The 26,451-nt window shown below is 73.3% G+C and carries 27 protein-coding genes; 6 read left to right on the top strand and 21 right to left on the bottom strand.

The window, feature by feature from the left end:
* Positions 1–63: 63 nt before the first annotated feature.
* The 3 genes from ACIBH3_RS12975 to groES form a co-directional block, all read right to left on the bottom strand.
* Positions 64–1,065, bottom strand: coding sequence for a LysR family transcriptional regulator (locus tag ACIBH3_RS12975; protein WP_396311998.1), 1,002 nt, complete (start codon positions 1,063–1,065; stop codon positions 64–66).
* Between the two features lie 249 nt (positions 1,066–1,314).
* Positions 1,315–2,946: a chaperonin GroEL gene (groL, locus tag ACIBH3_RS12980; RefSeq protein WP_396311999.1), complete on the bottom strand. Its 1,632-nt coding sequence runs from the start codon at positions 2,944–2,946 to the stop codon at positions 1,315–1,317.
* Between the two features lie 99 nt (positions 2,947–3,045).
* A complete protein-coding gene (groES, locus tag ACIBH3_RS12985) occupies positions 3,046–3,351 on the bottom strand; it encodes a co-chaperone GroES (protein ID WP_049654366.1) in 306 nt (101 codons plus the stop codon).
* A gap of 236 nt (positions 3,352–3,587) precedes the next feature.
* Between groES and ACIBH3_RS12990 the strand changes: the two genes are divergently transcribed.
* Together ACIBH3_RS12990 and ACIBH3_RS12995 are read left to right on the top strand one after the other, a co-directional pair.
* Positions 3,588–3,911: a hypothetical protein gene (locus ACIBH3_RS12990; RefSeq protein WP_396312000.1), complete on the top strand. Its 324-nt coding sequence runs from the start codon at positions 3,588–3,590 to the stop codon at positions 3,909–3,911.
* A 29-nt stretch (positions 3,912–3,940) separates the two neighbouring features.
* The gene (locus ACIBH3_RS12995) at positions 3,941–5,134 is read left to right on the top strand and encodes a methyltransferase domain-containing protein (RefSeq protein ID WP_396312001.1); all 1,194 of its coding nucleotides are present in this window, start codon (positions 3,941–3,943) and stop codon (positions 5,132–5,134) included.
* Here ACIBH3_RS12995 and ACIBH3_RS13000 read toward each other — a convergent pair.
* The 5 genes from ACIBH3_RS13000 to tsaB all read right to left on the bottom strand — a co-directional run bounded on the left by ACIBH3_RS13000 (position 5,131) and on the right by tsaB (position 8,767).
* Entirely contained in the window at positions 5,131–6,042 is a 912-nt protein-coding gene (locus ACIBH3_RS13000; RefSeq protein WP_396312002.1) for a polysaccharide deacetylase family protein, read from the bottom strand. The two genes, ACIBH3_RS12995 and ACIBH3_RS13000, sit on opposite strands and share 4 nt — an antisense overlap.
* Positions 6,043–6,212: 170 nt before the next feature.
* Positions 6,213–6,473 (bottom strand): hypothetical protein, encoded by a 261-nt coding sequence (locus tag ACIBH3_RS13005; protein ID WP_396312003.1) that lies wholly within the window; start codon positions 6,471–6,473, stop codon positions 6,213–6,215.
* The gene (gene tsaD / locus ACIBH3_RS13010; RefSeq protein ID WP_396312004.1) at positions 6,470–7,582 is read right to left on the bottom strand and encodes a tRNA (adenosine(37)-N6)-threonylcarbamoyltransferase complex transferase subunit TsaD; all 1,113 of its coding nucleotides are present in this window, start codon (positions 7,580–7,582) and stop codon (positions 6,470–6,472) included. Before tsaD ends, ACIBH3_RS13005 begins: the two co-directional genes overlap by 4 nt.
* Entirely contained in the window at positions 7,575–8,060 is a 486-nt protein-coding gene (gene rimI / locus ACIBH3_RS13015; protein WP_396312087.1) for a ribosomal protein S18-alanine N-acetyltransferase, read from the bottom strand. The genes tsaD and rimI overlap by 8 nt, the downstream gene beginning before the upstream one ends.
* A gap of 53 nt (positions 8,061–8,113) precedes the next feature.
* Positions 8,114–8,767, bottom strand: coding sequence for a tRNA (adenosine(37)-N6)-threonylcarbamoyltransferase complex dimerization subunit type 1 TsaB (gene tsaB, locus ACIBH3_RS13020; RefSeq protein ID WP_396312005.1), 654 nt, complete (start codon positions 8,765–8,767; stop codon positions 8,114–8,116).
* Positions 8,768–8,908: 141 nt separating this feature from the next.
* Between tsaB and ACIBH3_RS13025 the strand changes: the two genes are divergently transcribed.
* Positions 8,909–9,475, top strand: coding sequence for a hypothetical protein (locus ACIBH3_RS13025; protein ID WP_396312088.1), 567 nt, complete (start codon positions 8,909–8,911; stop codon positions 9,473–9,475).
* A gap of 104 nt (positions 9,476–9,579) precedes the next feature.
* Here the strand turns inward: ACIBH3_RS13025 and ACIBH3_RS13030 are convergent, their stop codons facing one another.
* Positions 9,580–9,804 (bottom strand): hypothetical protein, encoded by a 225-nt coding sequence (locus ACIBH3_RS13030; RefSeq protein WP_396312006.1) that lies wholly within the window; start codon positions 9,802–9,804, stop codon positions 9,580–9,582.
* Between the two features lie 95 nt (positions 9,805–9,899).
* Complete coding sequence (gene tsaE, locus ACIBH3_RS13035) at positions 9,900–10,403, bottom strand: tRNA (adenosine(37)-N6)-threonylcarbamoyltransferase complex ATPase subunit type 1 TsaE (RefSeq protein ID WP_396312007.1); 504 nt, start codon at positions 10,401–10,403, stop codon at positions 9,900–9,902.
* Between the two features lie 302 nt (positions 10,404–10,705).
* On the opposite strand from tsaE, the gene ACIBH3_RS13040 reads away from it, so the two are divergent.
* A complete protein-coding gene (locus ACIBH3_RS13040; RefSeq protein ID WP_396312008.1) occupies positions 10,706–11,839 on the top strand; it encodes an LPXTG cell wall anchor domain-containing protein in 1,134 nt (377 codons plus the stop codon).
* A 90-nt stretch (positions 11,840–11,929) separates the two neighbouring features.
* Here the strand turns inward: ACIBH3_RS13040 and ACIBH3_RS13045 are convergent, their stop codons facing one another.
* The 4 genes from ACIBH3_RS13045 to ACIBH3_RS13060 form a co-directional block, all read right to left on the bottom strand.
* Positions 11,930–13,300, bottom strand: a complete 1,371-nt coding sequence (locus ACIBH3_RS13045; protein WP_396312009.1) for an alpha/beta fold hydrolase — start codon at positions 13,298–13,300, stop codon at positions 11,930–11,932.
* Entirely contained in the window at positions 13,297–14,481 is a 1,185-nt protein-coding gene (alr, locus tag ACIBH3_RS13050) for an alanine racemase (protein ID WP_396312010.1), read from the bottom strand. The genes ACIBH3_RS13045 and alr overlap by 4 nt, the downstream gene beginning before the upstream one ends.
* Before the next feature lie 227 nt (positions 14,482–14,708).
* On the bottom strand, positions 14,709–16,187 hold the full coding sequence (locus tag ACIBH3_RS13055; protein WP_396312011.1) for an NAD(P)H-hydrate dehydratase: 1,479 nt from the start codon (positions 16,185–16,187) through the stop codon (positions 14,709–14,711).
* Positions 16,188–16,205: 18 nt separating this feature from the next.
* Positions 16,206–16,574 carry a holo-ACP synthase gene (locus tag ACIBH3_RS13060; protein ID WP_396312012.1) on the bottom strand — a complete coding sequence of 123 codons (369 nt, stop codon included), beginning with the start codon at positions 16,572–16,574 and terminating at the stop codon, positions 16,206–16,208.
* A 208-nt stretch (positions 16,575–16,782) separates the two neighbouring features.
* Here ACIBH3_RS13060 and ACIBH3_RS13065 point away from each other — a divergent pair, with 208 nt between their 5' ends.
* Positions 16,783–17,274: a Uma2 family endonuclease gene (locus ACIBH3_RS13065; protein WP_396312089.1), complete on the top strand. Its 492-nt coding sequence runs from the start codon at positions 16,783–16,785 to the stop codon at positions 17,272–17,274.
* 43 nt (positions 17,275–17,317) lie between these two features.
* Here ACIBH3_RS13065 and glmS read toward each other — a convergent pair whose 3' ends face one another.
* Positions 17,318–19,174: a glutamine--fructose-6-phosphate transaminase (isomerizing) gene (gene glmS, locus ACIBH3_RS13070; RefSeq protein ID WP_396312013.1), complete on the bottom strand. Its 1,857-nt coding sequence runs from the start codon at positions 19,172–19,174 to the stop codon at positions 17,318–17,320.
* Between the two features lie 107 nt (positions 19,175–19,281).
* Here glmS and coaA point away from each other — a divergent pair, with 107 nt between their 5' ends.
* Positions 19,282–20,271 carry a type I pantothenate kinase gene (gene coaA, locus ACIBH3_RS13075; protein WP_396312014.1) on the top strand — a complete coding sequence of 330 codons (990 nt, stop codon included), beginning with the start codon at positions 19,282–19,284 and terminating at the stop codon, positions 20,269–20,271.
* A gap of 91 nt (positions 20,272–20,362) precedes the next feature.
* Here the strand turns inward: coaA and glmM are convergent, their stop codons facing one another.
* The 6 genes from glmM to rplQ form a co-directional block, all read right to left on the bottom strand.
* Entirely contained in the window at positions 20,363–21,727 is a 1,365-nt protein-coding gene (gene glmM / locus ACIBH3_RS13080) for a phosphoglucosamine mutase (RefSeq protein ID WP_396312015.1), read from the bottom strand.
* Between the two features lie 166 nt (positions 21,728–21,893).
* Positions 21,894–22,397 (bottom strand): 30S ribosomal protein S9, encoded by a 504-nt coding sequence (gene rpsI / locus ACIBH3_RS13085; protein WP_396312016.1) that lies wholly within the window; start codon positions 22,395–22,397, stop codon positions 21,894–21,896.
* A gap of 48 nt (positions 22,398–22,445) precedes the next feature.
* Positions 22,446–22,892 carry a 50S ribosomal protein L13 gene (gene rplM / locus ACIBH3_RS13090; RefSeq protein WP_396312017.1) on the bottom strand — a complete coding sequence of 149 codons (447 nt, stop codon included), beginning with the start codon at positions 22,890–22,892 and terminating at the stop codon, positions 22,446–22,448.
* A 250-nt stretch (positions 22,893–23,142) separates the two neighbouring features.
* On the bottom strand, positions 23,143–24,807 hold the full coding sequence (locus tag ACIBH3_RS13095; RefSeq protein ID WP_396312018.1) for an ABC-F family ATP-binding cassette domain-containing protein: 1,665 nt from the start codon (positions 24,805–24,807) through the stop codon (positions 23,143–23,145).
* A 42-nt stretch (positions 24,808–24,849) separates the two neighbouring features.
* Positions 24,850–25,761 (bottom strand): tRNA pseudouridine(38-40) synthase TruA, encoded by a 912-nt coding sequence (truA, locus tag ACIBH3_RS13100; protein ID WP_396312019.1) that lies wholly within the window; start codon positions 25,759–25,761, stop codon positions 24,850–24,852.
* 93 nt (positions 25,762–25,854) lie between these two features.
* The gene (gene rplQ / locus ACIBH3_RS13105) at positions 25,855–26,328 is read right to left on the bottom strand and encodes a 50S ribosomal protein L17 (protein ID WP_073924288.1); all 474 of its coding nucleotides are present in this window, start codon (positions 26,326–26,328) and stop codon (positions 25,855–25,857) included.
* Positions 26,329–26,451: the final 123 nt, after the last annotated feature.

A 26,451-nucleotide genomic window follows, 5' to 3' on the forward strand; every position in this document is an offset into this window, starting at 1 on the left:
CTGTGGAGAAACGTTTCTCCAGTGGCACCCCGGTCGGCCGTCCCCGGGCCGGATGACGGCGTGTCAGCGGCTCTGCGCCGCCCCTGCCAGCCGGTCCAGCATCAGCGCCACCGCCGGCACCCCGGCCAGGTCCGGCAGGGTGAGCGCGACCACCTGCCGCAGCGCCGGCCCGCCCGAGGCGGCGCGCACCGGCACCGCCGACACACCGTCGTGGCGCGCCGACTCCAGCGCCAGCCCCGGCAGCACCGCCACCCCGAGCCCCGCGGCGACCAGGCCCAGCACCGCCGGGTAGTCGTCCGTCGCGAAGTCGATCCGCGGCTCGAAGCCCGCGCCCGCGCAGAGCTCCACCAGGTGACCCCGGCACTGCGGGCAGCCCGCGATCCACTGTTCCCCGGCCAGTTCGGCCAGATCCACCGGCCGGCTCTCGTCCCGCCCGGCCAGCGGGTGCCCGGTGGGCAGCAGGCCGATCAGCGGGTCGTCCAGCAGCGGCCTGACCACCAGGTCCGACCAGTCGTTCGCGGCCGCCGAGGCCGCGGCCTCCAGCACCGCCTCCGCCCGCGCCTCGCGCGGGGTGCCGTGCGGCGCCGGTTCCGGGCGCCCACCCGGGGAGTCGGGGTAGCGGAAGGCCAGCGCGACCTCGCACTCGCCACCGCGCAGCATCGCCAGCGACTCCGGCGGCTCCGCCTCGACCAGCGACACGCGGACCCCCGGATGGGTGCCCCGCAGCCGGGCGACCGCCGGCGGCACCAGGGTGGAACTCGCGGTCGGGAAGGACACCAGCCGCACCCGCCCGGCCCGCAGACCCGCGATCGCCGCCACCTCCTCCTCGGCCGCGGAGAGCCCGGCCAGGATCCCGGTGGCGTGCTTGAGCAGCACCCGCCCGGCCTCGCTGAGCTGCATGCCGCGCCCGGCCCGGACCACCAACGGGGTGTCCACGGACTTCTCCAGGGCCTTCATCTGCTGGCTGACGGCGGGCTGGGTGCAGCCCAGCTCGCGGGCGGCGGCGGAGAAGGAGCCGGTGCGGGCGACGGCGCGCAGGACACGGAGATGGCGAGCCTCGATCATGGCTCAGTTATAAGGCATTCTTTGCCATGTGCAAAATTCTTGTGATATCTGGCGGGGCATCGGCGGTCCGGACCGACCGCAGCATCCCACGGACGGACGCACCAGGACGCACCAGGACGTACCGCGGCCACACCGGGACGCACCGCGGACACCCCACGACGCGCCGACGGCGCACCCGCGGGCAGAACGCCGCAGGCCCGGCCCGCACCACGAGGGGTGCGGGCCGGGCCTGCGGTTACCGAACGGGCGTCAGTGCGAGTGGCCGTGGCCACCGTGCGAGTGACCGTTGCCGGCCTCCTCGTCGGCCGGCTTCTCCACCACGAGGGTCTCGGTGGTGAGCAGCAGCGAGGCGATCGAGGCGGCGTTCTCCAGGGCGGAGCGGGTGACCTTGACCGGGTCGATGACGCCGGCCTTCAGCAGGTCGCCGTACTCGCCGGTGGCCGCGTTGTAGCCCTGGCCGTTCTCCAGCTCGGAGACCTTGGAGGTGATGACGTAGCCCTCCAGGCCGGCGTTCTGGGCGATCCAGCGCAGCGGCTCGGCGAGCGCCTTGCGGACGACCGCGACACCGGTCGCCTCGTCACCCGACAGGCCCAGGCCGCCGTCCAGCACCTTCTGGGCGTGGACGAGGGAGGCGCCGCCACCGGCGATGATGCCCTCCTCGACGGCCGCGCGGGTCGCCGAGATGGCGTCCTCCAGGCGGTGCTTGCGCTCCTTGAGCTCCACCTCGGTGGCGGCGCCGACCTTGATGACGCAGACGCCGCCGGCCAGCTTGGCCAGGCGCTCCTGCAGCTTCTCGCGGTCCCAGTCCGAGTCGGTGTTGGCGATCTCAGCCTTGATCTGGGCGACGCGGCCGGCCACGGCCTCGTGGTCACCGGCACCGTCGACGACCGTGGTGTCGTCCTTGGTGATGGTCACGCGGCGGGCGCTGCCCAGCACGTCCAGACCGGCCTGGTCGAGCTTGAGGCCGACCTCCTCGGAGATGACGGTGGCACCGGTCAGGGTGGCCAGGTCGCCCAGGATGGCCTTGCGGCGGTCACCGAAGCCCGGGGCCTTGACGGCCACCGCGTTGAAGGTGCCACGGATCTTGTTCACGACCAGGGTGGAGAGCGCCTCGCCGTCCACGTCCTCGGCGATGATCAGCAGCGGCTTGGAGGCACCGCCCTGCAGGATCTTCTCCAGCAGCGGGAGCAGCTCCTGGATGGAGGAGATCTTGCCCTGGTTGATCAGGATGTACGGGTCCTCCAGGACCGCCTCCTGACGCTCCGCGTCGGTGACGAAGTACGGCGAGAGGTAGCCCTTGTCGAACTGCATGCCCTCGGTGAAGTCGAGCTCCACGCCGAAGGTGTTGGACTCCTCGACGGTGATGACACCGTCCTTGCCGACCTTGTCGATCGCCTCGGCGATGAGCTCGCCGACCTGCGGGTCCTGCGCGGAGAGGGACGCGACGGCGGCGACGTCGTCCTTGCCCTCGATCTCGCGGGCGCTGGCGAGCAGGTGCTCGGAGACGGCGGCGACGGCCTTGTCGATGCCCTTCTTCAGGGCTGCCGGGCCGGCACCGGCGGCGACGTTGCGCAGACCCTCGTTGACCAGGGCCTGGGCCAGCACGGTGGCGGTGGTGGTGCCGTCACCCGCGACGTCGTTGGTCTTGGTGGCGACCTCCTTGACGAGCTGCGCGCCGAGGTTCTCGTACGGGTCGTCGAGCTCGACCTCACGGGCGATGGTGACACCGTCGTTGGTGATGGTCGGGGCGCCGAACTTCTTGTCGATGACGACGTTGCGACCCTTGGGGCCGATCGTCACCTTGACCGTGTCGGCCAGCTTGTTGACACCGCGCTCCAGCGAGCGGCGGGCGTCCTCGTCGAACTGCAGGATCTTCGCCATGGTTCCCATTCCTCCGGGGAGTTACTGCGTACGTGAGCCAACAACCACGCCCCGGGCCCCTGTCAGTGTCGACACGGATCCGGGGCGGGCTGGTACGTCTTACTTCTCGATGACCGCGAGGACGTCACGGGCCGAGAGGACGAGGTATTCCTCGCCCTTGTACTTCACCTCGGTGCCGCCGTACTTCGAGTACAGGACGATGTCGCCGACGGCGAGGTCGAGCGGAAGACGCTGGCCGTCCTCGAAGCGACCCGGGCCGACGGCCAGGACGACGCCCTCCTGGGGCTTCTCCTTGGCGGTGTCCGGGATAACCAGGCCGGAGGCCGTGGTGGTCTCGGCGTCGAGCGGCTGGACCACGATGCGGTCCTCGAGCGGCTTGATGGCAACCTTGCTGCTGGTGGTCACGTCCGAGCTCCCCTTCGGAGATTACGGGGTTGTCTAACAGGTAGGGGCGATCTGCGGGCCTGCCGTCGCGGGGGTCAGACACGCTTCATCGCGTTAGCACTCTCCCGGTGGGGAGTGCCAGGAACGACCATAGGCCGGTGTTAGCACTCAGTCAACCAGAGTGCCAACGGCGTGGCCGGGGGATCTGAGTAGCCGTACTCATGTACGAGCCCAGCGCCCGCCCGCAGACTGCTCGTATGACTGCCGCCACCGCGACCACCGGGCGCCCCGCACGGATCGGCCCCACGCTGCGCCGGGACATCCTGCTGACGCTCGGCCTGCTGCCGGCCCAGGCGCTCTGCGCGGGCGGGCTGGCCTTCCTGACGGTCATGGGCCTGTTCGGCTTCGCGGAGGCCGACCAGGGCGTGCCGGCGATGCTCACGCTGGTGATCGGCCCGGTGCTCACGCTCGCGGTGCCGGTCGTGGTCGCCGCGCTGTTCGCCAGGGCCGGGTACCGGGTCGTGCCGGCCGCGAGCATCATGCTGCCGTTCGTGCTGGGCATGGCGCTCAAGTACCTCTGAGCCCGCGCCGGAGCGGGGAGAATGGGCGGGTGGAGACCGAGAACCTGCAGGACCTGCTGAGCCCCGAAGGGCAGACCCTCCTCGCCGAACTGCGCGAGTTCGCCCCCGGCGAGGAGCTGGCACTGGCCACCCGGCTGCGCCGCGAGCACAGCGCCGAGCTGGTCTCCGCCGCGTTCGCGCAGGCCCGGCTGCGGCAGCGGGCCCGGGCCAAGTTCGGCGACGACGCCGACCTGATGTACTTCACGCCCAACGGCGTCGAGCAGTCCACCCGCCGCAGCGTCGCCGACTGGCGGGCGCAGCGGTTCGCCGCGCTCGGCGTACGGCGGGTGGCCGACCTCTGCTGCGGGATCGGCGGGGACGCGATCGCCCTGGCCAGGGTCGGGATCGCGGTCCTCGCCGTCGACCGCGACCCGCTGGCCTGCGCCGCCGCCGAGGCCAACGCGGCCGCCCTGGGCCTGACCGAGCTGATCGAGGTGCGCTGCGCGGACGTCACCGAGGTCGACGTGGCGGGCTGCGACGCCGTCTTCACCGACCCGGCCCGGCGTACCTCGCGCGGGCGGGTCTTCGACCCCCAGGCGTACTCACCGCCGCTCTCCTGGGCGATCGAGGCCGGCCGGCGCACCCCGATCGGCGCGCTGAAGATCGCCCCGGGCATCCCGCACGAGCTGGTGCCGCCGGACGCGGAGGCGGAGTGGGTCTCCGACCACGGCGACGTCAAGGAGGCGGTGCTCTGGTTCGGGACGAAGGCCGGACACCGGCACCGCGCGACACTGCTGCCGCACGACCGCACCCTGACCGGTGGTCACCTGCCCGACCCGCCGGCCGGGCCGATCGGGCGCTACCTCTACGAGCCGGACGGCGCGGTGATCCGGGCGCACCTGGTCGCCGAGGTCGCCGAGCAGGTCGGCGGCACGCTGATCGACCCGATGATCGCGTACATCACCGCCGACCGGCTCGTCCAGACGCCGTACGCGCACGCCTACGAGATCACCGATGTGCTGCCGTTCAACGTCAAGAAGCTCAAGGCGCTGCTGCGCGAGCGCAAGGTGGGCACCGTGGTGATCAAGAAGCGCGGGATCGCCATGACGCCGGAGGAGCTGCGGCACAAGCTCAGGCCCGAGGGCCCGAACACCGCGACCGTCATCCTGAGCCGGGTCGGCGACTCCCACGTGATGATGATCGGATCACCTGCGGCCAACCCCACGCTCCGGCCCACGGACTAGGCCGGTGGCTGGATGTAGTCCTCCAGCCGGGCCACCGCGAAGCCCTGTTCCTGGATCCGGGCCAGCAGCTCGCCGAACATCTCGGTCATCGTCTCGCCCTTCAGGTCCTTCGGGCCCCGGAAGTGCGCGAGGACTATGTCACCGGGCTTCAGCTTCTTGTCCGCCGCCTGGTACTGCATGTCGTGGATCTGCATCGACTCGCGCCAGAGCACGATCGCGCGCGGACCGCACTGCTGCACCGCCGTGTTGAGCACGGGGGTGTGCGCGCCGTCGCCGTACGGCGGGCGGAAGAGCAGCGGCGCGGCGCCGTACTGCTGGGTGAGCGCGGACTGCGCCGCGCAGACCTCGTTCTTCTGCACGTCGGCCGGCTTGGTGCTCATCGCCGGATGGTCCACGGTGTGGTTGTGGATGTGGTTGCCGAGCGCCTGGAGTGGCTTGAAGTAGCCGTAGTCGTCCTTGACGATGTCGCGGGTCAGGAACATCGAGACCGGGACCTTCAGGTCGGTGAGCATCTCGACGAAGCGCGGGTCCTTCTCGGCGCCGTCGTCGATGGTGATGAAGACGACCTTGTCGCCGGTCGATATCTCGCTGAAGACCGGGACGGGGCCCGAGCGGGTCAGCTTGACCGGCTTGTCGGCGGGCGCGGCGGGGGCCGCCGGCAGCGGCTGGAGCTTCCACTTCGCCCAGGCGCCCGCCCCGCCGCCCGGCGCCGCGGTCGGCGCCGAGGCGTCCGCGGACGGCTGCCGCACCCCGGGTGCGGCGGCCGGCGTGCCCTGCGCGGAGGCCGCGGCCCGTTCCGGAGCGGCCCGGTGCGCGGGCGCCTCACCGCCGCAGCCGCTGACGGCCAGTAGCAGAGCCGTCCCCCCGAGTACGCCCGCCCGCGCCCTGCCCCACCCGTACGTCTTCAACGCCCCGCGCTCCCCGGTCCATCCAGTCGACTCTCCCCGGGGAGCACGCTATCGGCCCCTCCTGCGGTTGCGGCGCCCGGGCCGTGCGCAGGCGCAGCAGGGCACCCGACGGCGCCCGGAGAGCCACGGGGACGGGCGGGAACAGGCCACCGCCCGGCCGGCCGCGTGGGCTACTCGACGTGCTCGCTGGCGAAGGCCCAGCGGTGCACCGGCCGGCCGAGCAGCTCGGCCGGCGGGTCGGCGACCGGGCCCGGGTCGCCGCTCCACCAGGTGATCAGCAGCACCCGGTCACCCGTGGCGGTGAACACCTCGGTGCGCTCCAGGCCCGCCGCACCGCGCAGCGCGGGCAACGCGCCCGCGTGCACCCAGGCCAGCAGCTCGGCGCCGCGGCCGGCCGCCGCCCTGGCCTCCCACATCGCGGCGGTGGTCACCCCCGCCCGCCCTGGGCCCGCAGCGCCGCCAGCGCCTGGCCGTGCACATCGCCGTGCTCGGGCGCGGCCGCCGGCACGTGCACCTCGGTGACGGGCAGCGAGGAGTCGGCGGACAGGTCGAAGGCCGACGGCGCACGGTCGCGCCAGACCATCTCGGAGCCGAGCGCGGCGACCATCGCGCCGTTGTCGGTGCACAGACCCGGCCGCGGGACGCGCAGCCGGATGCCCGCCTTGTCGCAGCGCTGCTGCGCCATCTCGCGCAGCCGGGAGTTGGCCGCCACGCCGCCGCCGATCATCAGGTGGTCGACGCCGTTGTCCCGGCAGGCCTTGACGGCCTTTCGGGTCAGCACGTCGGTGACGGCCTCCTGGAAGGAGGCCGCGACGTCGGCGACCGGCACGTCCTCACCGGCCCGCCGCTTGGCCTCCACCCAGCGGGCGACGGCGGTCTTCAGACCGGAGAAGGAGAAGTCGTACTCCGGGTCCTTGGGGCCGGTCAGCCCGCGCGGGAAGGCGATCGCCTTCGGGTCGCCCTCGCGGGCCCTGCGGTCGACCACCGGGCCGCCGGGGAAGCCCAGTCCGAGCACCCGGGCGACCTTGTCGAAGGCCTCGCCGGCCGCGTCGTCGATGGTGGCGCCGAGCGGGCGGACGTCGCTGGTGATGTCCTCGCTGAGCAGCAGCGAGGAGTGGCCGCCGGAGACCAGCAGGGCCATCGTCGGCGAGGGCAGCCGGCCGTGCTCCAGCTGGTCCACGCAGATGTGCGAGGCCAGGTGGTTGACCCCGTACAGCGGCTTGTCCAGGGCCCAGGCGTACGCCTTGGCCGCGCTGACCCCGACCAGCAGCGCGCCGGCCAGGCCGGGGCCCGCCGTGACGGCGATGCCGTCCAGGTCGGTGGCCTTCACCCCGGCGGTGTCCAGCGCCCGCCGAATGGTCGGGACCATCGCCTCCAGGTGCGCCCGGCTGGCGATCTCGGGCACCACGCCGCCGAAGCGGGCGTGGTCGTTGACGCTGGAGGCGACCGCGTCGGCGAGCAGCGTGGTGCCGCGCACGATGCCGACGCCGGTCTCGTCGCAGGAGGTCTCGATGCCGAGGACGAGCGGTTCGTCAGCCATTGCGGGTGCCCTTCACTTCGTACTGCCTCACGTCTTGCTGCGGGTCGTCGAGGCGCATCACCAGCGCGTCGACGTTGGCGGGCTGGTAGTACCCGCGCCGGATCCCGACCGGCTGGAAGCCGAAGCGCTCGTACAGGCGCTGCGCGCGCGGGTTGTCGACCCGCACCTCCAGCAGGAGTTCGGCGCAGCCGCGCCGGGCGGCCTCCTGGATCAGGTCCGTCAGCAGGGCGGCGCCGAGGCCGCCGCCCTGGTGGCGCTCGTCGACGGCGATGGTCTGCACGTCGCCTTCGCCCGCCACCACCATCAGCCCGGCGTAGCCGGCGACGGTGCCGTCGGCGGTGGTGGCGACGGTGTAGTGCCGGGTGCCGCCGAGGTGGGTCTCGGCGAGTTCGGACCAGTACATGCCGGTGGACCAGGCGTCCTCGGGGAAGAGCCGCAGCTCCAACTCCATCACCGGTTCGATGTCCCACCAGCGCATCGGCCGCAGGGTCGCCGCCGTGGCCGGCCCCGCGGTGGGCGCGCTCGGCTCGCTCACGCCGGGAGCACCGCCTTGTACCCGGCGGGCACCTGGGCGTCGGGGCGGCGCAGGTACAGGGGGAGGTTCGGCATCAGCTCGCGGCCGGCGGCGAGCTCCGCGGCGGCGAAGGCGGCCAGCGCGCCGGCCGAGACGTGCTCGGGGCCGTGGGCGCCGGGGAAGGCGTCGGGGTAGAGCAGCGCGCCGGCGCCGACGGCCTGCGCCTGGGGCGTCAGCTCGGCGGGGCGGTCCACGGCGGGGCCCTCGACCCGGACGCCCTCGGCGTCGTACGCGGCCCAGTAGACCTCCTTGCGGCGGGCGTCGGTGGCCACGGTGAACGGGCCGCCGAGGCCCTCGGCGCGGGCCTGGTGGGCGATCGCGTCGAGCGAGCAGACGCCGTGCACGGGCACGTCCAGCGCGTGGCCGAGCGCGGCGGCGGTGACCAGGCCGACCCGCAGGCCGGTGTAGGGGCCGGGGCCGACGCCGACGGCGATGCCGGTGAGCCGGTGCTTGTCGACGCCGGCCTCCCGCAGCACCTGTTCGATCGAGGGCAGCAGCAGTTCGCCGTGCCGTCTGGCGTCGAGCTGGTAGGTCTCGGCGAGGACGGCCGTACCGTCGTGGACGGCGGCCGTGACGGCGGGGGTAGCGGTGTCGAACGCGAGCAGCAGCACGGGTCCAGGTTAGAGGGTCCGCGGGATCGACAAGTTGTGCCGGTTCGGAACACACGTCCGGATCGGTGCGGAGCCACCCGGCGGACCTGGCACGATTGGGGCCGACGGTTCCGGACGGCGGTGGGAGCACACGTGGCGAAGATGGGTCCTGGAGTGGTGGTCACCGGGCTGACCCTGGGAGCCCTGGCGGTGGTGAGCCTGCTGGCCTTCCAGGCCAACGGCGCCGAGAACCGCGCGGGCGGCCCGCGGCCCGTCGCGAGCGTCACCCCCACCGGGCAGACCGCGACCGCCACACCCTCCGCCTCGGCCACCCCGACCGCCCCCGCGCTGCCCGCGAACTCCGGCAGCGGCCTGCGGGTGGTGTACTCGCTCGGCACCCACCACGTCTGGCTGGTCGACCCGAAGAAGGACCCACAGGTCCAGGCGAACTTCGCGGTCACCCCCGGCACGCTGGAGCCGACGCCGGGCAACTACCCGGTCTACAACCGCCGGGCGCAGGGCACCGGCACGGACAGCAAGCAGATCGAGCACGTGGTGCTCTTCGCCCAGCTGAACGGCACCGTCTTCGGCTTCAGCGCGGCGCTGGACGGCTCGACCACGCCGCCCGACCCCAAGACCAAGACCGGCGCGATCCGCGGGAGCCGGCAGGACGGGCAGCTGCTCTGGGACTTCGCCCCGAACGGGACCAAGGTCGTCGTGGTGCCGTAGCCCGCGCTGTCGGCCTCGCTGGCACTGTCGGCCTCGCCCGCGGTGTCGGCCCGGCCCGCGGTGGGGCGTGGCCCGTACGCGAAGCGGGGGTGGAGCCGACTGCGCTAGGCGGCGCGCGGGCTCTCCCGCCCGGCGGGCGGCTGCGGCTGCGAGGCGGGCACCGGCACCGGCACCGGCACCGACGGCAGGCGCTCGGGCGGGGTGGACACCGCCTCGGCCGCCGCGCACGCGGCCAGCAGGGCCCGCATCGGGACCCCCGGGGCCGTACGGGCCGGCTCGCCGACCCGGTCGCGCGGCGCGCGCCCGGGGGCGGGGGTGGTGCTCGACATGGCGCCTCCCTAGTTAGGCAGACCTAACCGCAGCACCCATCCCATCACGCCCGGCCACCCGGCCGCAACACGTTCCCGACACCCTGTCGGAAACCTCAGCCCCCCGCCAGCGCCGTCAGATCCACCCCGTCCCAGCGCGCACCGAGCCCGGTCAGCACGACCCGCCTGGGGTCCAGGTCGTCCTCGGGCGCGCTGCCGCCCAGGGCGCGCTCGATCCGCACCTCCAGCCGGGCCTCGGACAGCTCCTCGACCTTGCCCTCGCCCCACTCGACCACGACCACCGACTCGGGCAGCGAGACGTCCAGGTCGAGGTCCTCCATCTCGTCCAGCCCGCCGCCCAGCCGGTACGCGTCCACGTGCACCAGTGCCGGGCCGCCGACCAGTGAGGGATGCACCCGGGCGATCACGAACGTCGGCGAGGTGACGGCGCCGCGCACGCCCAGGCCCTCCCCCAGCCCGCGGGTCAGCGTGGTCTTGCCCGCCCCGAGCTCACCGGAGAGCAGCACCAGGTCCCCCGGACGCAGCATGGCCGCGAGCTCCCGGCCGAGCCGGCTCATCCGCTCGGGCGTGGGGACGGTCAGAGTGGCGTGCGTGCCCATGCGTGTGTGCTGCCCTTCGATCCGTGCGGCGCCGCCTGCCGGCTGCCTCCGCTACGGTGCCACATCGGCGTGCCCGCGTGCGCCGGGCCGCCTTTCGCCCGGCTATCGGACGGTATCGACCCGTGGCCGGGGCCGACCGCCTCCACCCCCGCTCGGGAGGTGTCCGTGCCCTCCGCTACCGTCCTGCTCCTGAAGATCGTCGGGCTTCACCGGCCGCCCCCTCGGGCGGGCCGCGATGAGCCCGCCGGTCCCCTGTACTGCCGGGCCCTCCCCCCTGCCCGGCCACTTCCGTGAGGTCTGTCATGAAGCTCCGTCGCGGTCTCGCGATATCCGCCGCCGTCACCGTGGTCTCGGCCTCCGCCCTGGCCGCCGCCACCCCGGCCGCCCTCGCCACCCCGGCGCTCGGCCACCCCGCCGTGGCCGCCCCGGCGGACGCCCGCACCAGCGCCCCGACGCTCTCCGTCAAGGGCTTCCCGGCCCAGATCACCGCCGGTGAGCCGGCCGTCACCTTCTCGGCAGTGTTCAGCAACACCACCGGCCTGGACCTGATCTTCCTCCCGTTCCTGCGGGTCCGCGCGGACCACACCGACCTGCTGCCCGAGCAGCAGCGGGTCCGGTACCAGGACGTCGACACCAACGCCTGGCACGACGCCGTCGCCATCTCGGCGATCGCCGACCAGCCGGGCGCGCCGATGGTGCTCGGCCCGGTCGACGCCGCGGGGCAGTCGACCGAGGACTCCTGGCTCTACATCCCGGCCGGCGAGTCGCTGGCGATCCCGCTGAAGTTCGCCCTCACCGCGGACGCCAAGGCGGACACCGCGGACGTCGAGTTCCTCACCAGCTGGATCGACCTGGACTCGCTGGCGTCCGAACGGTACTCGGTCGGCAGCGCCGACGCCCGCTTCAAGATCGTCGCCCCGGGTGGCAGCACGGCGAGCCCGTCCGCGACCACGAGCGCGAGCGCGACCGCCACCACCCCCGCCTCGGCGACCCCCAGCCACCCCGGGTCGGCCTCGCCGTCCGCCTCGGCCACGGTCACCCCGACGGCCACCGCCACCGCCGGCCCCAGCGCCTCGCTCACCGGCACGCCGTCCGCGAGCGCGTCCGCCACCGCGAGCGCCCGGCCCACCACCCCGGCCGCCCCCGCGCCGGTCACCTCCGGCACGGCCGCACCCGCCACCGGCCAGGGCGGCGGCGCCGTCCCCGCCGCCGCCCTCACGTCGGCCGAGCTCGGCCGGCCCAAGGCCTCCGCCGCCACCGTCGCCAAGGCCAAGGCGAAGGCCGCCACCCGCCCCTCCGGCGGCGCCAACCTCGCCACCACCGGTGGCGGCGACGACAGCACCGGCCTCGCGATCGCCGGCGCCGCCGTCCTGGCCGCCGGCGTCGGCACGCTCGTCGTGCTGCGCCGCCGCAAGGGCGGCACCACCGGCGCCTGACACCAGGACGCCGCTGCCCGGGCCCGCACCCGGGGCCCGGGCAGCGAGGGATGCCGCAGGTGCGGCGGGCAGCGGCGGATGCGCCCCCGGTCAGTCCGGCGGCTGCGCCAGCTCCAGTACGCCGGCCGGCAGCGGGGCGGCGCCCCGGTACTCCGCGGCCCGGCGCAGCAGAGCCGCCAGCCGCTCGTCCACCAGCTCGGGGCGCTCCAGCATCACCAGGTGCCCGGCGTTCTCGACCAGCAGCAGCTCGGCGCCGGGCAGCTCCCGGGCCATCACCTCACTGTGCTGCGGCGGGGTGAGCAGGTCCCGCGTCCCGGCCAGCACCAGGGCCGGGATGCCCCGCAGCGCGGCCAGCGCCGCCCGCTTCTCGTGCGCCCCGAACGCCGGGTAGAACTCGGCCACCACGTCGATCGGGGTGGCGTCCAGCAGCTGCTCGGCGAAGCGGGCCACGCCCGGGTCGACGTCCTTGCTGCCGAAGGAGAACCTCCGGTAGAAGACGGCGGCGAAGTCCGCGCCGAACCTCCTGGTCGCCTCCACCAGCTCCACCTGACGGCCCAGCAGCTTCACCACTCCGGGTGCCACCCGCTTGAACAGCCTGGCGCCGACGACGGGCAGGCCGAGGGTGACGGTGTCCCAGTCCCCCGCCAGGGTGCCTATCAGCGCGACCCCGGCGACCCGCTCCCGGAACAGCTCGGGGTGCTGGTCGGCCAGCGCCATCACCGTCATGCCGCCCATCGAGTGGCCCACCAGCACCAGCGGGCCCTGCGGTGCGACGGCGTCGATCACGGCCTTCAGGTCCGCGCCCAACTGGTCGATGCTCGCGGGCTCACCGGCCAGGTACGAGCGGGAGCGCTCCGAGCGGCCGTGGCTGCGCTGGTCCCAGAAGACCAGCCGCATGCCCTCGCGCAGCGCGGCGCGCTGGAAGTGCCAGCTGTCCTGGTTGAGGCAGTACCCGTGGCAGAACACCACCGTCAGCGGCTGGTCCGCCGTCGCCGCCGCCATCCCGAAGCCCAGGCGGCTGCCGGCCCTGACCAGCGCCCCGGACCCGCCGAGCACGCCGGGCAGCGCACTGCGGTCGACCGGCCCCGGCTCCTGGCGCCGGCGCACGAACCAGCCGCGCCGGGGGCCCGGGCCGCCGTTCTCCTCCGGGTGCACCTGCACCGGGCCGGGCCAGTCCGTGCCGTCAAGCTCCACGTACAGCTCGGTGCCGTCCGGGGCCGGGACGGTGCGCGGGCGCCCGCGCAGCGAACCGTACGGCGCGCTGGCGTCCAGTTCCTCGCGGGCCCGGCGGCGCATCGCCCGGCCCATCGTCAGCCGCTCGATCGCCACGCCGGCGGCGGCGCCCGCCGCGACCACGCCGACCGAGATCCCGATCAGGCCCGCCCGGCTGACACCCGCCGAAGCGCTCTCGGCGGCCCGCGCCACCGCCGCGATCGGATTGGCGCCGGACTCCTCGCTCACTGCGCCGTGCCGCCGACGTACCGGCGCGGCACCCGGCCGCCGATCCGGGTGACGATCTCGTACGCGATGGTGCCCGCGGCCCGCGCCCAGTCCTCGGCGGTGGGCTCGCCGCGCTCGCCGGTGCCGAACACCAGCACCTCCTCACCGACCTCCGGCGTGTCCCCGCCGAGGTCGACCACGAACTGGTCCATCGCGACCCGGCCCGCCACCGTCCGCCACTTGCCCGCGATCTGCACCGGCCCGGCGTTGCTGGCGTGCCGGGGAACGCCGTCGGCGTACCCGACCGGGACGAGGCCCAGGGTGGTCGTACCGGGCGTGGTGTAGTGGTGGCCGTAACTGACGCCGTGCCCGCCGGGGACCTCCTTGACCAGCGCCAGCCTGGTCGTCAGCGACATCACCGGGCGCAGCCCGAAGTCCGCGGGGCCGCCGACCTCGGGCACCGGCGACAGGCCGTACATCGCCAGGCCCGTACGCACCAGGTCGTAGTGCGACTGCGGCAGCAGCAGCGTCGCCGGCGAGTTCGCCAGGTGGCGCACCTCGGCGCGCACCCCCGCGCTCTCGGCGGAGGCGACGGCGGCCGCGAAGCTGTCCAGCTGGGCCTGGATGGACGGGTGGCCTGGCTCGTCCGCAGCAGCGAAGTGCGACCAGAGGCCGACCACCCGCAGCATCCCCGCCGCCTCGGCGCGCAGCGCGGCGGCGACCAGGTCGGCCCAGTCGTGCGGCTGGCAGCCGTTGCGCCCGAGCCCGGTGTCGGCCTTGAGATGCACCCTGGCCGGCCGCCCGGTCGCCCGGACGGCCTCCAGCAGTTCGTCCAGCGCCCACCGGCCGCTGATCGAGATGTCGACGTCCGCGTGCAGCGCCTGCTGCCAGGGGCCGCCCGGGGTCCACAGCCAGCACAGGATCCGGGCCTGCTCCGGGCCGATGCCGCCGGCGCGCAGCGCGAGGGCCTCCTCGGGCATCGCGGTGCCGAGCCAGGTCGCCCCGGCGGCCACCGCCTCGCGGGCACACCGCAGGGCGCCGTGGCCGTAGGCGTCCGATTTGACCGTGGCCATCACAGCGGGGCCGTTGATCCGCTGCCGCAGCGCCACCACGTTGGCACGCAGGGCGGCCAGGTCGATGGTCGCCTCGGCGCGTACGCCATCGGTGAGTGTGGCCGTGCCGGTCGTCTTCGCAGTTGTCATCGGGGTCAGTCTCCCAGACCGCGCGCGCTCCCCGCTGAACACCCCTTCGGCGCGCCCCCCGCGCACCCCTTCGGCGCCGGGGACGCCGCACCGGAAGTCGGCCCCGGCCGACTGCTCGTGCGCCGGCCGGGCGGCCCGGGACCGGGGCGTCGCGCGCCCGGTCCCGGCCGGGGCCCGGCCGAGCCGGCTCAGCGCACACTCCGTCCCTCAGCCCTGCTCGGCCACGCTCAGCCCTGCTGCCCGCACACGTCCAGCCAGGCCGCCGGCAGCGCGTGCGCCACGTCCAACGCCGTCAGCGGGGTGCCCTCGGCGGCGGCGCGGCGCCCGGCCAGGCCGTGCAGGTAGGCGGCGGCGCAGGCGGCGTCCAGCGGGGGCAGGCCCGCCGCCAGCAGCGATCCGGCCAGGCCGGACAGCACGTCACCACTGCCCGCCGTGGCCAGCCAGGACGTCCCGGTCGGGTTGACCCCGGCGGCGCCGCCCGGCTCCGCCACGACCGTGGTCGAGCCCTTGAGCAGCACCGTCGCCCGGTACAGCGCCGCCAGCTCCCGCGCCGTGCGCAGTCTGGCGGCCGCCGGCCGGCCGGCGTCCTGCGGCGCCGCGGCGCCGGCGCCCGCGAGCAGCCGCGCCGCCTCGCCGGCATGCGGGGTGAGCAGCGTCGGCGCACTGCGCCCGGCCAGGCCCGACGGGCCCAGCCGGGCCAGCTCGGTCAGCCCGTCCGCGTCCACCAGGACCGGCACGTCACTCGCCAGCGCCTCCCGCAGCGCCTGCTCGGCGCCCTCTCCCCCGCCCGGGCCGACCACCCAGGCCTGGACCCGCCCGGCCCCGGCCGGCCCCGCCTCGGTGACCAGTACCTCGGGGAAGCGCCGGACCACCTCCTCGGCCGCCGTCCCCACGTACCGCACCGCGCCCGCGCCGCCCCGCAGCGCCCCCGCCACCGCGAGCAGCGCCGCACCGGGGTAGCGCGCCGAGCCGGCCGCCACGCCCACCACCCCGCGCCGGTACTTGTCGCTCTCGACGTCCGGCACCGGCAGCAGGGAGGCCAGGTCCTCGTGCTGGAGGCACCACACGTCCTCCGCCGGCAGCTCCAGCCCGATCCCGACCAGCTGGACGGCACCCGCGTACGAGGCCCCCGGGTCGATCAGCAGACCGGGCTTGTACGTCCCGAACGTCACCGTGACGTCGGCCCGCAGCGCCGCGCCCGGCACCTCCCCGGTGTCGGCGTCCACACCGCTCGGCACGTCGACCGCGACCACCACCGCCCGCCGCTCGGCCGCCGCGTACGGCTGCGCCTCGGGCCGCAGCCCGCCCCGGCCACCGATACCGACGATGCCGTCCAGCACCAGATCCGCGCACGAGAAGTCGGCCACGCCGACTTCCTGTTCCACCACCACCCGGCCGCAGGCCGCCCGCAGCGCCGCCAGGCCGCCGGCGTGGGCCCGCTCGGGCGCGAGCAGCACGGCCGTCACGGCGGCGCCGCGCCGCGCCAGCAGGGCGCCGGCGTACAGCGCGTCACCCCCGTTGTCCCCGCTGCCGGCGAGCACCACCACCCGGGCGCCGTACACCCGGCCCCGACGGCGGATCAGCAGCCGGGCGCAGGTGGCGGCCAGGCCGGCCGCCGCGCGCTGCATCAGCGTGCCCTCGGGCAGCCGGGCCAGCAGCGCGGCCTCCGCCGCCCGGACCTGTTCGACACGATGAGCGCGGCGCATGAGGGGCCTCCCGTGGGCTCAGCCTTCGGCGATGACTACCGCCGACGCTACGCCCGCATCGTGACTGAGCGACACGTGCCACGAGCGGACGCCCAGTTCGGCGGCGCGCGCCGCGACCGTTCCGCTCACCCGCAGCACCGGCCGCCCGGACGGCTCGGTGTGCACCTCGGCGTCCGTCCAGTGCAGCCCGCCGGGCGCGCCCAGCGCCTTGGCCAGCGCCTCCTTGGCCGCGAACCGCGCGGCGAGGGAGGCGGTGCCACGCCGCTGCCCGGACGGCAGCAGCAGCTCCGCCTCGGTGAACAACCGCTCGGCCATCCCCGGCGTACGCTCCAGGGCGGCCCCGAACCGCTCGATCTCGGCCACGTCGATCCCGACCCCGATGATCACCCTTGACACTCCTCCGCGACAGTCGCCCGCTGCCGGGGACCTTACGGCACACTTTCGAGTGAGCACCGCTACGAACCCCCGCCGCTGTCGGTCCGCACCCCTACCGTCTGGCACGGCAAGGACCAACAGGAGGGAGAAGGGCCATGGCCGCCATGCCAGCAGTCGAGCACCCCTGAACGAGGACGACCTCCTCAACGCGTTCCTGGAGCTGGACACACCGGCCGGGTTCAAGGCCGAGCTCATCGAAGGGGAGATCGTCGTGACCGCACCGCAGGACGGATCGCACGAGACGGCGTTCGCCCTGCTCAACCGGCAGTTCATGCGAAAAGCCGCGATCGAGTTGGACCTCGCGGGCAACAAGGGCCTGATCACGCCCAGGGGGCGGTTCATCCCCGACGGCACGATCAGCGCGGTTGGCCACCTCGAGACGGCGGAGCCCTGGGCCGGCACAGCGGGGGTTCTACTGGTCTTCGAGGTCACCTCCACCAACCCCACCAAGGACCGCGAGGCCAAGCGCCTCGGCTACGCCGCCGCCGGCATTCCCTGCTACCTGCTGGTCCACCGCACCGACGGGGTCGTCAAGCTCTTCACGGACCCGGAGGGCAGGGACTACACCGCCCACACCCAGGTCGCCTTCGGCAAGCCGCTCGACCTGCCGGCGCCGTTCTCCTTCACGCTCGACACGGCGCCCCTGCGGTAGGGCGCAGCCACCGCAGGGGCGCCAGTCGGGCACCGGCCGCCGGCTACTCGACGGTGACGGACTTCGCCAGGTTGCGCGGCTGGTCCACCTCGTGCCCCTTGGCCGTGGCCAGCTCACAGGCGAAGACCTGCAGCGGCACGGTCGACACCAGCGGCTGGAGCAGCGTCGGGGTGGCCGGGATGCGGATCAGGTGGTCGGCGTACGGGGTGACGGCCTCGTCGCCCTCCTCCGCGATCACGATCGTCCGCGCACCGCGCGCCCGGATCTCCTGGATGTTGGAGACGATCTTGTCGTGCAGGATCGAACGCCCGCGCGGCGAGGGCACGACCACCACGACCGGCAGCCCCTCCTCGATCAGCGCGATCGGCCCGTGCTTGAGCTCGCCCGCCGCGAAGCCCTCGGCGTGCATGTACGCCAGCTCCTTGAGCTTGAGCGCACCCTCCAGGGCGACCGGGAAGCCCACGTGCCGGCCGAGGAACAGCACGGACTTGGCGTCGGCCAGCGAGCGCGCCAGCTCCCGCACCGGCTCCATGGTCTCCAGCACCTGCTCGATGGCCTGGGGCGCGTCGCCGAGCTCCTTGATGACGGCGAAGATCTCGTCGCCCCACTTGGTGCCGCGCACCTGGCCCAGGTAGAGCGCGACCAGGTAGCAGGCCACCAGCTGGGTCAGGAACGCCTTGGTGGACGCAACCGCGACCTCGGGGCCGGCGTGCGTGTACAGCACCGCGTCCGACTCGCGCGGGATCGTCGAGCCGTTGGTGTTGCAGATCGCCAGCACCTTGGCGCCCTGCTCACGCGCGTGCCGCAGCGCCATCAGGGTGTCCATGGTCTCGCCGGACTGCGAGATGGCGATGACCAGCGTCCGCTCGTCCAGGATCGGGTCCCGGTAGCGGAACTCGGACGCGACCTCGACCTCGCAGGGGATGCGGGTCCAGTGCTCGATCGCGTACTTGGCGATCATGCCGGCGTGGAACGCCGTGCCGCAGGCGACGATGACGACCTTGTCGACCGTGCGCAGGTCCGAGTCGGAGATCCGCAGCTCGTCGAGGGTGAGCCGGCCGTCGGTACCGATCCGGCCGAGGAGGGTGTCGGCGACGGCCTTCGGCTGCTCGGCGATCTCCTTGAGCATGAAGTAGTCGTAGCCGCCCTTCTCGGCGGCCGAGGCGTCCCAGTCCACGTGGTACTCGCGCACGTCGGCCGGGGTGCCGTCGAAGTTGGTCACCGTCACACCGTCGTGGCGCAGCTCGACGACCTGGTCCTGGCCGAGCTCGATCGCCTCGCGGGTGTGCGCGATGAACGCGGCGACGTCGGAGGCGAGGAAGTTCTCGCCCTCGCCGCGCCCGACCACCAGCGGCGAGTTGCGGCGGGCGCCGACGACCACGTCCGGGGCGTCCGCGTGCACCGCGACCAGCGTGAACGCACCGTCCAGGCGACGGCAGACCACGCGCATGGCCTCCGCCAGGTCACCCTGGTACGCCTCGCCCAGCAGGTGCGCGACGACCTCGGTGTCCGTCTCCGAGCGCAGCGTGTGGCCCCGCTCGGCGATCTCCGCGCGCAGCTGCGCGAAGTTCTCGATGATGCCGTTGTGGACCACGGCCACCCGCGCCGCGTCGTCCAGGTGGGGGTGGGCGTTGGCGTCCGTCGGGCCGCCGTGGGTGGCCCAGCGGGTGTGGCCGATACCGGTGGTGCCGCCGGGGAGGGGGGTCTCGGCGAGCGACTTCTGCAGGTTCGCGAGCTTGCCGGCCCGCTTGTCGGTGGCCAGGCTCCACTGCCCGTCGGAGTCCAGGGTCTGCACCGCGACCCCGGCGGAGTCGTAGCCCCGGTACTCCAGGCGCTGCAGGCCTGCGATTACTACGTCAAGGGCGGGCTGAGCGCCCACATATCCAACAATTCCGCACATGCGTGCCAGCATAAGGGCCGCTTTGCCCCGCGATTCCCCGCTCCCCGAATCGATGCGTGACAGACATTACAACGGCCGTAACGCTGCGCACGGCCCACAATGGGCATGTGCTGACCGAACTCTGTACGCGGGGCGCCGCCGCCTCGCCGGGCCCCTCCCCGTCGCCGTACGTGGACCTGAGCCGGGCGGAGTGGAGCGCCCTGCGCGAGCGCACCCCGCTGCCGCTGACCGCCGAGGAGGTCGAACGGCTGCGCGGCCTGGGCACCGCCCTGGACCTCAACGAGGTCGAGGACGTCTACCTCCCGCTGTCCCGGCTGCTGAACCTCTACATCCACGCCACCCACGAGCTGCGCGGCGCGGTCGGCACCTTCCTGGACACCCCGGACACCGAGCGCACCCGCACCCCGTTCGTGATCGGCGTGGCCGGGTCGGTGGCGGTCGGCAAGTCGACCACCGCGCGGCTGCTCCAGGCGCTGCTGGCCCGCTGGCCCGAGCACCCCCGGGTCGAGCTGGTCACCACCGACGGCTTCCTGCTCCCCAACGCCGAGCTGCGCCGTCGCGGCCTGATGGCCCGCAAGGGCTTCCCGGAGTCCTACGACCGCCGGGCGCTGATGCGCTTCGTCGCGGACGTGAAGGCGGGCAAGGACCGCGTCTCCGCCCCGGTCTACTCGCACCTCGTGTACGACATCGTGCCGGAGGAGCGCCTGACCGTCGAGCGCCCGGACATCCTGATCGTCGAGGGCCTGAACGTCCTCCAGCCGGCCCTGCCCGGCCACGACGGCCGCACCCGGCTGGCGGTGGCCGACTACTTCGACTTCTCGATCTACGTCGACGCGCGCACCGACGACATCGAGAGCTGGTACCTGTCCCGCTTCAAGAAGCTGCGGGACACCGCCTTCCTGGACCCGAACTCCTACTTCCGCCGCTTCACCGAGGTGCCGGAGGAAGAGGCGCTGGAGTACGGCCGCCAGGTCTGGCGCACCATCAACAAGCCCAACCTGCTGGAGAACGTGCTGCCCACCCGGGGCCGGGCCACCCTCGTCCTGCAGAAGGGCGGCGACCACAAGGTCCGCCGCGCGCTGCTGCGCAAGCTCTAGCGCCGACCCGAGTACGCGTCAGGGCCCCCGCCGAAGCGGGGGCCCTGACGCGTACTCAAGCCTGCACCCAGGCGCCCGATCAGGCCGATGCTCAGCCGAGGTGGGTGAGCACCGCCTTGGCGAGCCGCTCGGCGACGGCCTTCGCCTGCACCTGGTCCGCGGCCTCGACCATGACCCGCACCAGCGGCTCGGTACCGGAGGGGCGCAGCAGCACCCGCCCGGTCGCGCCCAGCTCGGCCTCCGCCTCGGCGACGGCCTCGGCCAGCTCGGCGCAGGTGCTCACGCGGCTCTTGTCGACGCCCTTGACGTTGATCAGCAGCTGCGGCAACCGGGTCATCACGGCGGCCAGGTCGGCCAGCGGCTGCTTGGTGGCGGCCAGGCGGGCCCCCAGCATCAGGCCGGTCAGCGTGCCGTCGCCGGTGGTGGCGTGGTCCAGCAGGATCACGTGGCCGGACTGCTCGCCGCCCAGCGCGTAGCCGTGCTCCTTCATCGCCTCCAGCACGTAGCGGTCACCGACCGCCGTCTGCACCAGGTCGATGCCCTCGCGCTCCATGGCCAGCTTGAAGCCGAGGTTGGACATCACGGTGGCGACGGCGGTGTTGCCACGCAGGGTGCCGGCCTCCTTCATGGCGACGGCGAGGATCGCGATGATCTGGTCCCCGTCGACCTCGTTGCCGTCCGCGTCGGCGGCCAGGCAGCGGTCGGCGTCACCGTCGAGCGCGATGCCGAGGTCGGCCCGGTGCTCGGTCATCGCGGCGCGCAGCTTGTCCAGGTGGGTGGAGCCGACGCCGTCGTTGATGTTGAGGCCGGTCGGCTCGGCGCCCAGGGTGTAGACGACCTCGGCGCCGGCCCGGGCGAAGGCCTCGGGGGCGACGCGGGCGGCCGCGCCGTGCGCGCCGTCGATGACGACCTTGATGCCGTCCAGGCGGTTGGGCAGCACGCCGATCAGGTGGGCGACGTACTTGTCGAAGCCCTCGGTGTACTCGCGGACCCGGCCGACGGCCTCACCGGTCGGACGCTTCCAGGCGTCGCTGCCCAGCGAGTACGTCCGGTAGTGCGCCTCGATGGCGTCCTCGATCCGGTCGTCCAGCTTGTGGCCGCCGCGGGCGAGGAACTTGATGCCGTTGTCCGGCATGGCGTTGTGGCTGGCCGAGAGCATCACACCGAAGTCCGCGCCCAGCGCGCCGGTGAGGTACGCCACGGCGGGGGTGGGGAGCACACCGACCCGCAGGACGTCGACGCCCGCGCTCGCCAGACCGGCGATGACCGCCGCCTCCAGGAACTCGCCGGAGGCGCGGGGGTCGCGGCCGACCACGGCCACCGGCCGGTGCCCTTCGAACGCGCCGGCGTCACCCAGCACGTGGGCAGCCGCCACCGAAAGTCCCAGCGCCAGCTCGGCCGTCAGGCCCTCGTTGGCCACACCGCGTACGCCGTCCGTACCGAAGAGTCGTCCCACTGTCCCGTCCTCCATTGCCGCTGCTGGCAGTAAATCTGATCGATTCCCCGCCGCCGCGCAACGGCCGGGGAGCACGACGCCCCGGAGTACACGGGGTACTCCGGGGCGTATGAGCGCAACCGGGGGGTGCACGCCACCAGGGCGGTACGCACCCCCCGGGGCGCGACTAGCGCTTGCTGTACTGCGGCGCCTTGCGGGCCTTCTTGAGACCGGCCTTCTTGCGCTCGACGGCACGCGCGTCACGCATCAGGAAGCCGGCCTTCTTCAGGGCAGCGCGGTTGTTGTCCACGTCGGCCTCGTTCAGGGCACGGGCGACGCCGAGGCGCAGCGCGTAGGCCTGACCGGAGACGCCGCCACCCGAGATGCGGGCGACAACGTCGTAGCGACCGTCGAGCTCAAGCAGCTTGAAGGGCTCGTTGACGGTCTGCTGGTGCACCTTGTTGGGGAAGTAGTTCTCCAGGGTGCGGCCGTTGATCTTCCAGACGCCGGTGCCGGGGACGATGCGCACGCGGGCGATCGCCTCCTTGCGACGGCCGAGGCCGGCGCCCGGGATGGCCTCGCCGAAGCGGCCGGCCAGCGACTCGGAGGTGTAGCTCTCCTCGGAGGTGAACTCGTCGGCGACGACGGTCTCGTCGAACTCGACCTCAAGGGTTTCAGTGGTCTCGGCCACGGTGTTCCTCAGCTCCTGCTAATTGGGATGGGGTTTTGGTGGCCGGACTTACTGCTGCGCGACCTGGGTGATCTCGAACGGCACCGGCTGCTGGGCAGCGTGCGGGTGCTGGTCGCCCGAGTAGACCTTCAGCTTCGAGAGCATCTGGCGGCCCAGGCTGTTCTTCGGGACCATGCCCTTGATGGCCTTCTCGACGGCCTTCTCCGGGTTCTTGTCCAGGAGGTCGTCGTAGCGGACCGAGCGGAGACCGCCCGGGAAGCCGCTGTGGCGGTAGGCCAGCTTCTGGGTCTTCTTGTTCCCAGACAGGTGCACCTTGTCCGCGTTGATGATGATGACGAAGTCACCAGTGTCAACGTGCGGCGCGTAGATCGCCTTGTGCTTGCCCCGGAGGAGGTTGGCGGCCTGGGAGGCCAGGCGGCCGAGCACGACGTCGGTCGCGTCGATGACGTGCCACTGACGCTGGACGTCGCCGGGCTTGGGGCTGTACGTACGCACGGTCGTAGCCTTCGCTTTTCAGTGAGTGAGTCCTGACAGGAGCACCTGGACGAAGCGATCAGCCTGGTCCCGCTTGGACGCAATTCAAGGGGGAGCCGCTGGTCATTGGTCTGGTGTCTCCGGCGTACCGACCTCTCACGTGAGATGGAGCGAGCCAATACGCACAACAAGCGCCCAGCCTACCGGCCAGGTCCGTACGGGTCAAAAACGGCCCGCCGACCGCGCTCCGCGACCCGCCTCCGGCCGCCTCTCATCGCTCCCGAACGACCCGCGTCTCGTCCCAGACCGGCTCGGGTGCCTCGTACACCCGGCCGTCCGAGCCGAACACCAGGAACCGGTCGAAGGTACGGGCGAACCAGCGGTCGTGCGTCACGCACAGGACGGTGCCGTCGAAGGCCTCCAGGCCCTCCTGGAGCGCCTCGGCGCTCTCCAGGTCCAGGTTGTCCGTGGGCTCGTCCAGCAGCAGCGCGGTGACCCCGGAGAGCTCCAGCTTGAGGATCATCAGCCTGGCCTGCTGGCCGCCGGAGAGCGACTCGAACTTCTGCTCCTCCTGCCGGTCCAGCTCGTAGCGGCGCAGCACGCCCATCGCGGCACTGCGGCTGAGCGCGTGCTCCTCCTCGATGATCGAGCGGACCGTCCGCCCGAACAGCTCGGGGTGCGCGTGGGTCTGGCGGAAGTGGCCGGGCACGACCCGGGCGCCGAGCTTCCAGCTGCCGGTGTGGGCGACGCTCTCGTCCCCCGCGAGCATCCGCAGGAAGTGCGACTTCCCCGAGCCGTTGGAGCCGAGCACCGCGACCCGCTCGCCGTAGAAGACCTCCAGGTCGAAGGGCTTCATCAGGCCGGTGAGCTCCAGCTTCTCCAGCGTGACGGCCCGCACGCCCGTCCGGCCGCCCTTGAGCCGCATGGTGATCGACTGCTCACGCGGCGGCTCCTCCGGCCGGCCTGCCTCCTCGAACTTCTTCAGCCGGGTCTGCGCGGCGGCGTAGCGGGTGGCGAGGGCGTGGCTGACGGAGGCCGCCTGGCGCAGGGTGACCACCAGCTTCTTCAGCTTGGCGTGCTCCTCGTCCCAGCGCCGGCCCAGCTCCTCGAAGCGCGCGAAGCGCTCCTTGCGGGCCTCGTGGAAGGAGTCGAAGCCGCCGCCGTGCACCCAGACGCTGCTGCCGCCGCCACCGAAACCGGCCTCGACGCTGATGATCTTGTCGGCGCAGCGGGAGAGCAGCTCACGGTCGTGCGAGATGAACAGCACGGTCTTGGAGCTGGCCGAGATGGCCTCCTCCAGCCAGCGCTTGCCCGGCACGTCCAGGTAGTTGTCCGGCTCGTCCAGCAGCAGCACCTCGTCCGGGCCGCGCAGCAGCGCCTCCAGTACCAGCCGCTTCTGCTCACCGCCGGAGAGCGTGTTCAGTCCGCGGAACTGCGCGCGGTCGAAGGGCATCCCCAGGGCCGCCATGGTGCAGACGTCCCAGTCGGTCTCGTAGTCGTAGCCGTCGGCGTCGGCCCAGTCGGAGAGCGCCTGCGCGTACGCCATCTGGGTCTTCTCGTCATCCTGCGCCATCATCGCCAGCTCGGCGGCGTCCACCGCCCGGGCGGCCACCGCGATCCTGGCCGGCGCGACGGAGACCAGCAGGTCGCGTACGGAGGCGTCGGCGGGCAGCGCGCCCGGCGTCTCGCGCTGGTCCTCGCGGCCGGTGGTGCCGACGAACTGGCGCATCACGCCCAGGCCGCCGCTGACCGTCACCGAGCCGCCGTGCGGCTGGATGTCACCGGCGATCATGCGCAGCAGCGTGGTCTTGCCGGCACCGTTGGCGCCCACCAGGGCGACCGCCGCGCCCTCCCCCACCCGGAAGGACGCGTCGTCGAACAGCACCCGCCCGTCCGGCAGGTAGTACTCAAGGTGCGAAATCTCGACGTGTCCCATAGTCGGGATTTTGCCAAGCCGAGGGCCCAGGTCCCAAACGGATTACCCGACGGGGCTCTGCCCGGGCAGGGTGCGCATCCGCCGGGCGGCCCGGTTGCGCTCCGCCAGCTGGTCGTCGGCGGGGTAACCGACCTCCTCCAGGGTGAGCCCGTACGGCCGGATGACGTTGACCGCGGAGTTGCGCACCCCGCCCGCCAGCACCTGGCCGGGGAACTCCACCGGCCGGTGCCCGTCGCCCACCAGCAGCATCGCGCCGACCAGGGCGCGCACCATGTTGTGGCAGAAGGCGTCCGCCCGCACCGTCGCCACCGCCAGCGAGCCGGCCACTCCGGCGGTGTGGCTGTCGGCCGGGACCCGCTCCCAGTACAGGTCGAGCAGAGTGCGGATGGTCGTCGCGCCCTCGCGCTTCTTGCAGTACGCGGCGAAGTCGTGCTCGCCCAGCAGCAGCTCGGCCGCCTCGTTCATCCGGTCGATGTCCAGCGGCCGGTCGTGCCACAGCACATGGCCGCGCAGCAGCGGGTCCACCCCGCCGGGGTGGTCGGCGACCCGGTAGGCGTAGCGGCGCCAGATCGCGGCGAACCGCGCGTCGAAGCCGGCCGGCGCCTCGGTGAGCGAGTAGATCCGGACGTCCCCCGGCAGCCGGCCGGCCAGCCGGCGCAGCAGCTTCTCGCCGTGCGCGGCCCACAGCTCCACCGGCAGGTCGACGTGCGCGACCTGGCCGCGCGCGTGCACGCCGGCGTCGGTGCGCCCGGCCACGGTGAGGTCGTACGTCTCCTCGCTGCGGGTGACGATCCGCAGCGCGCTCTCGATCTCGCCCTGGACCGTCCGGCGCCCGGGCTGACGCGCCCAGCCGGAGAACTCCGCACCCTGGTACGCGAGGTCCAGCCGGATCCGGACGGTGCCCTCGGCGGGCCCCTCCTGCTGTCCGGCCTGCTCGTGGCATTCCTTGACCACTGCTACTCCTGCTGCTGCTACGGCGAAGAACGAGGAACGGGCCCGCTCCCCCAGCGAACTGGGAGAGCGGGCCCGGACTCACACCCGAGGGTGTCAGGCGGTCTCGACCTCGGGGGTCTCGTCAGCCTTGGTCTCGGCGGCCTGCTCGGCCTCCTTGACGGCGCGCTTGGTGGCACCCTCGGCCTCGCCGACAGCGGTCTGCGCGACGGTCAGCGCCTCGACCAGCTCGATCACGGCCATCGGGGCGTTGTCGCCACGACGGGGACCGATCTTGGTGATACGGGTGTAACCACCCGGGCGGTTCTCGTAGCGCGGCGCGATCTCGGTGAAGAGGGTGTGCAGCACGGAGACGTCGGTGATCGTCTTGCGGACGATACGACGGTTGTGGATGTCGCCGACCTTGGCCTTGGTGATCAGCTTCTCCGCCAGCGGGCGCATCCGACGGGCCTTGGCCTCGGTCGTGGTGATGCGGCCGTACTGGAACAGCTCCCGGCAGAGGCCGGCGAGCAGCAGCGGCTCGTGGTGCGGGCCGCCGCCGAGGCGGGCACCCTTCGCGGGACGGGGCATGGTAGCTCCTTCAATCTCCGAATCCGGCCGTATCAGGTACCGGAACGGGCGGCCGGGCACGGTTGCCCGGACGGCTTAGTCGGGGATCCGGGGGTGTCCCCCGAAGATCCCTGCTTGCGAACA

Source organism: Kitasatospora sp. NPDC050543, from assembly GCF_044457565.1.
In the GTDB taxonomy this organism is placed as follows: domain Bacteria; phylum Actinomycetota; class Actinomycetes; order Streptomycetales; family Streptomycetaceae; genus Kitasatospora.

Bases quoted from the DNA above. Each gene is read 5' to 3' on its own strand.
- ACIBH3_RS12975 (WP_396311998.1), bottom strand. From the start codon at position 1,065: ATGATCGAGGCTCGCCATCTCCGTGTCCTGCGCGCCGTCGCCCGCACC.
- groL (WP_396311999.1), bottom strand. From the start codon at position 2,946: ATGGCGAAGATCCTGCAGTTCGACGAGGACGCCCGCCGCTCGCTGGAG.
- ACIBH3_RS12990 (WP_396312000.1), top strand. From the start codon at position 3,588: ATGACTGCCGCCACCGCGACCACCGGGCGCCCCGCACGGATCGGCCCC.
- tsaD (WP_396312004.1), bottom strand. From the start codon at position 7,582: ATGGCTGACGAACCGCTCGTCCTCGGCATCGAGACCTCCTGCGACGAG.
- rimI (WP_396312087.1), bottom strand. From the start codon at position 8,060: ATGCGCTGGTGGGACATCGAACCGGTGATGGAGTTGGAGCTGCGGCTC.
- ACIBH3_RS13025 (WP_396312088.1), top strand. From the start codon at position 8,909: ATGGGTCCTGGAGTGGTGGTCACCGGGCTGACCCTGGGAGCCCTGGCG.
- ACIBH3_RS13030 (WP_396312006.1), bottom strand. From the start codon at position 9,804: ATGTCGAGCACCACCCCCGCCCCCGGGCGCGCGCCGCGCGACCGGGTC.
- tsaE (WP_396312007.1), bottom strand. From the start codon at position 10,403: ATGGGCACGCACGCCACTCTGACCGTCCCCACGCCCGAGCGGATGAGC.
- ACIBH3_RS13040 (WP_396312008.1), top strand. From the start codon at position 10,706: ATGAAGCTCCGTCGCGGTCTCGCGATATCCGCCGCCGTCACCGTGGTC.
- alr (WP_396312010.1), bottom strand. From the start codon at position 14,481: ATGACAACTGCGAAGACGACCGGCACGGCCACACTCACCGATGGCGTA.
- ACIBH3_RS13055 (WP_396312011.1), bottom strand. From the start codon at position 16,187: ATGCGCCGCGCTCATCGTGTCGAACAGGTCCGGGCGGCGGAGGCCGCG.
- glmS (WP_396312013.1), bottom strand. From the start codon at position 19,174: ATGTGCGGAATTGTTGGATATGTGGGCGCTCAGCCCGCCCTTGACGTA.
- ACIBH3_RS13095 (WP_396312018.1), bottom strand. From the start codon at position 24,807: ATGGGACACGTCGAGATTTCGCACCTTGAGTACTACCTGCCGGACGGG.
- rplQ (WP_073924288.1), bottom strand. From the start codon at position 26,328: ATGCCCCGTCCCGCGAAGGGTGCCCGCCTCGGCGGCGGCCCGCACCAC.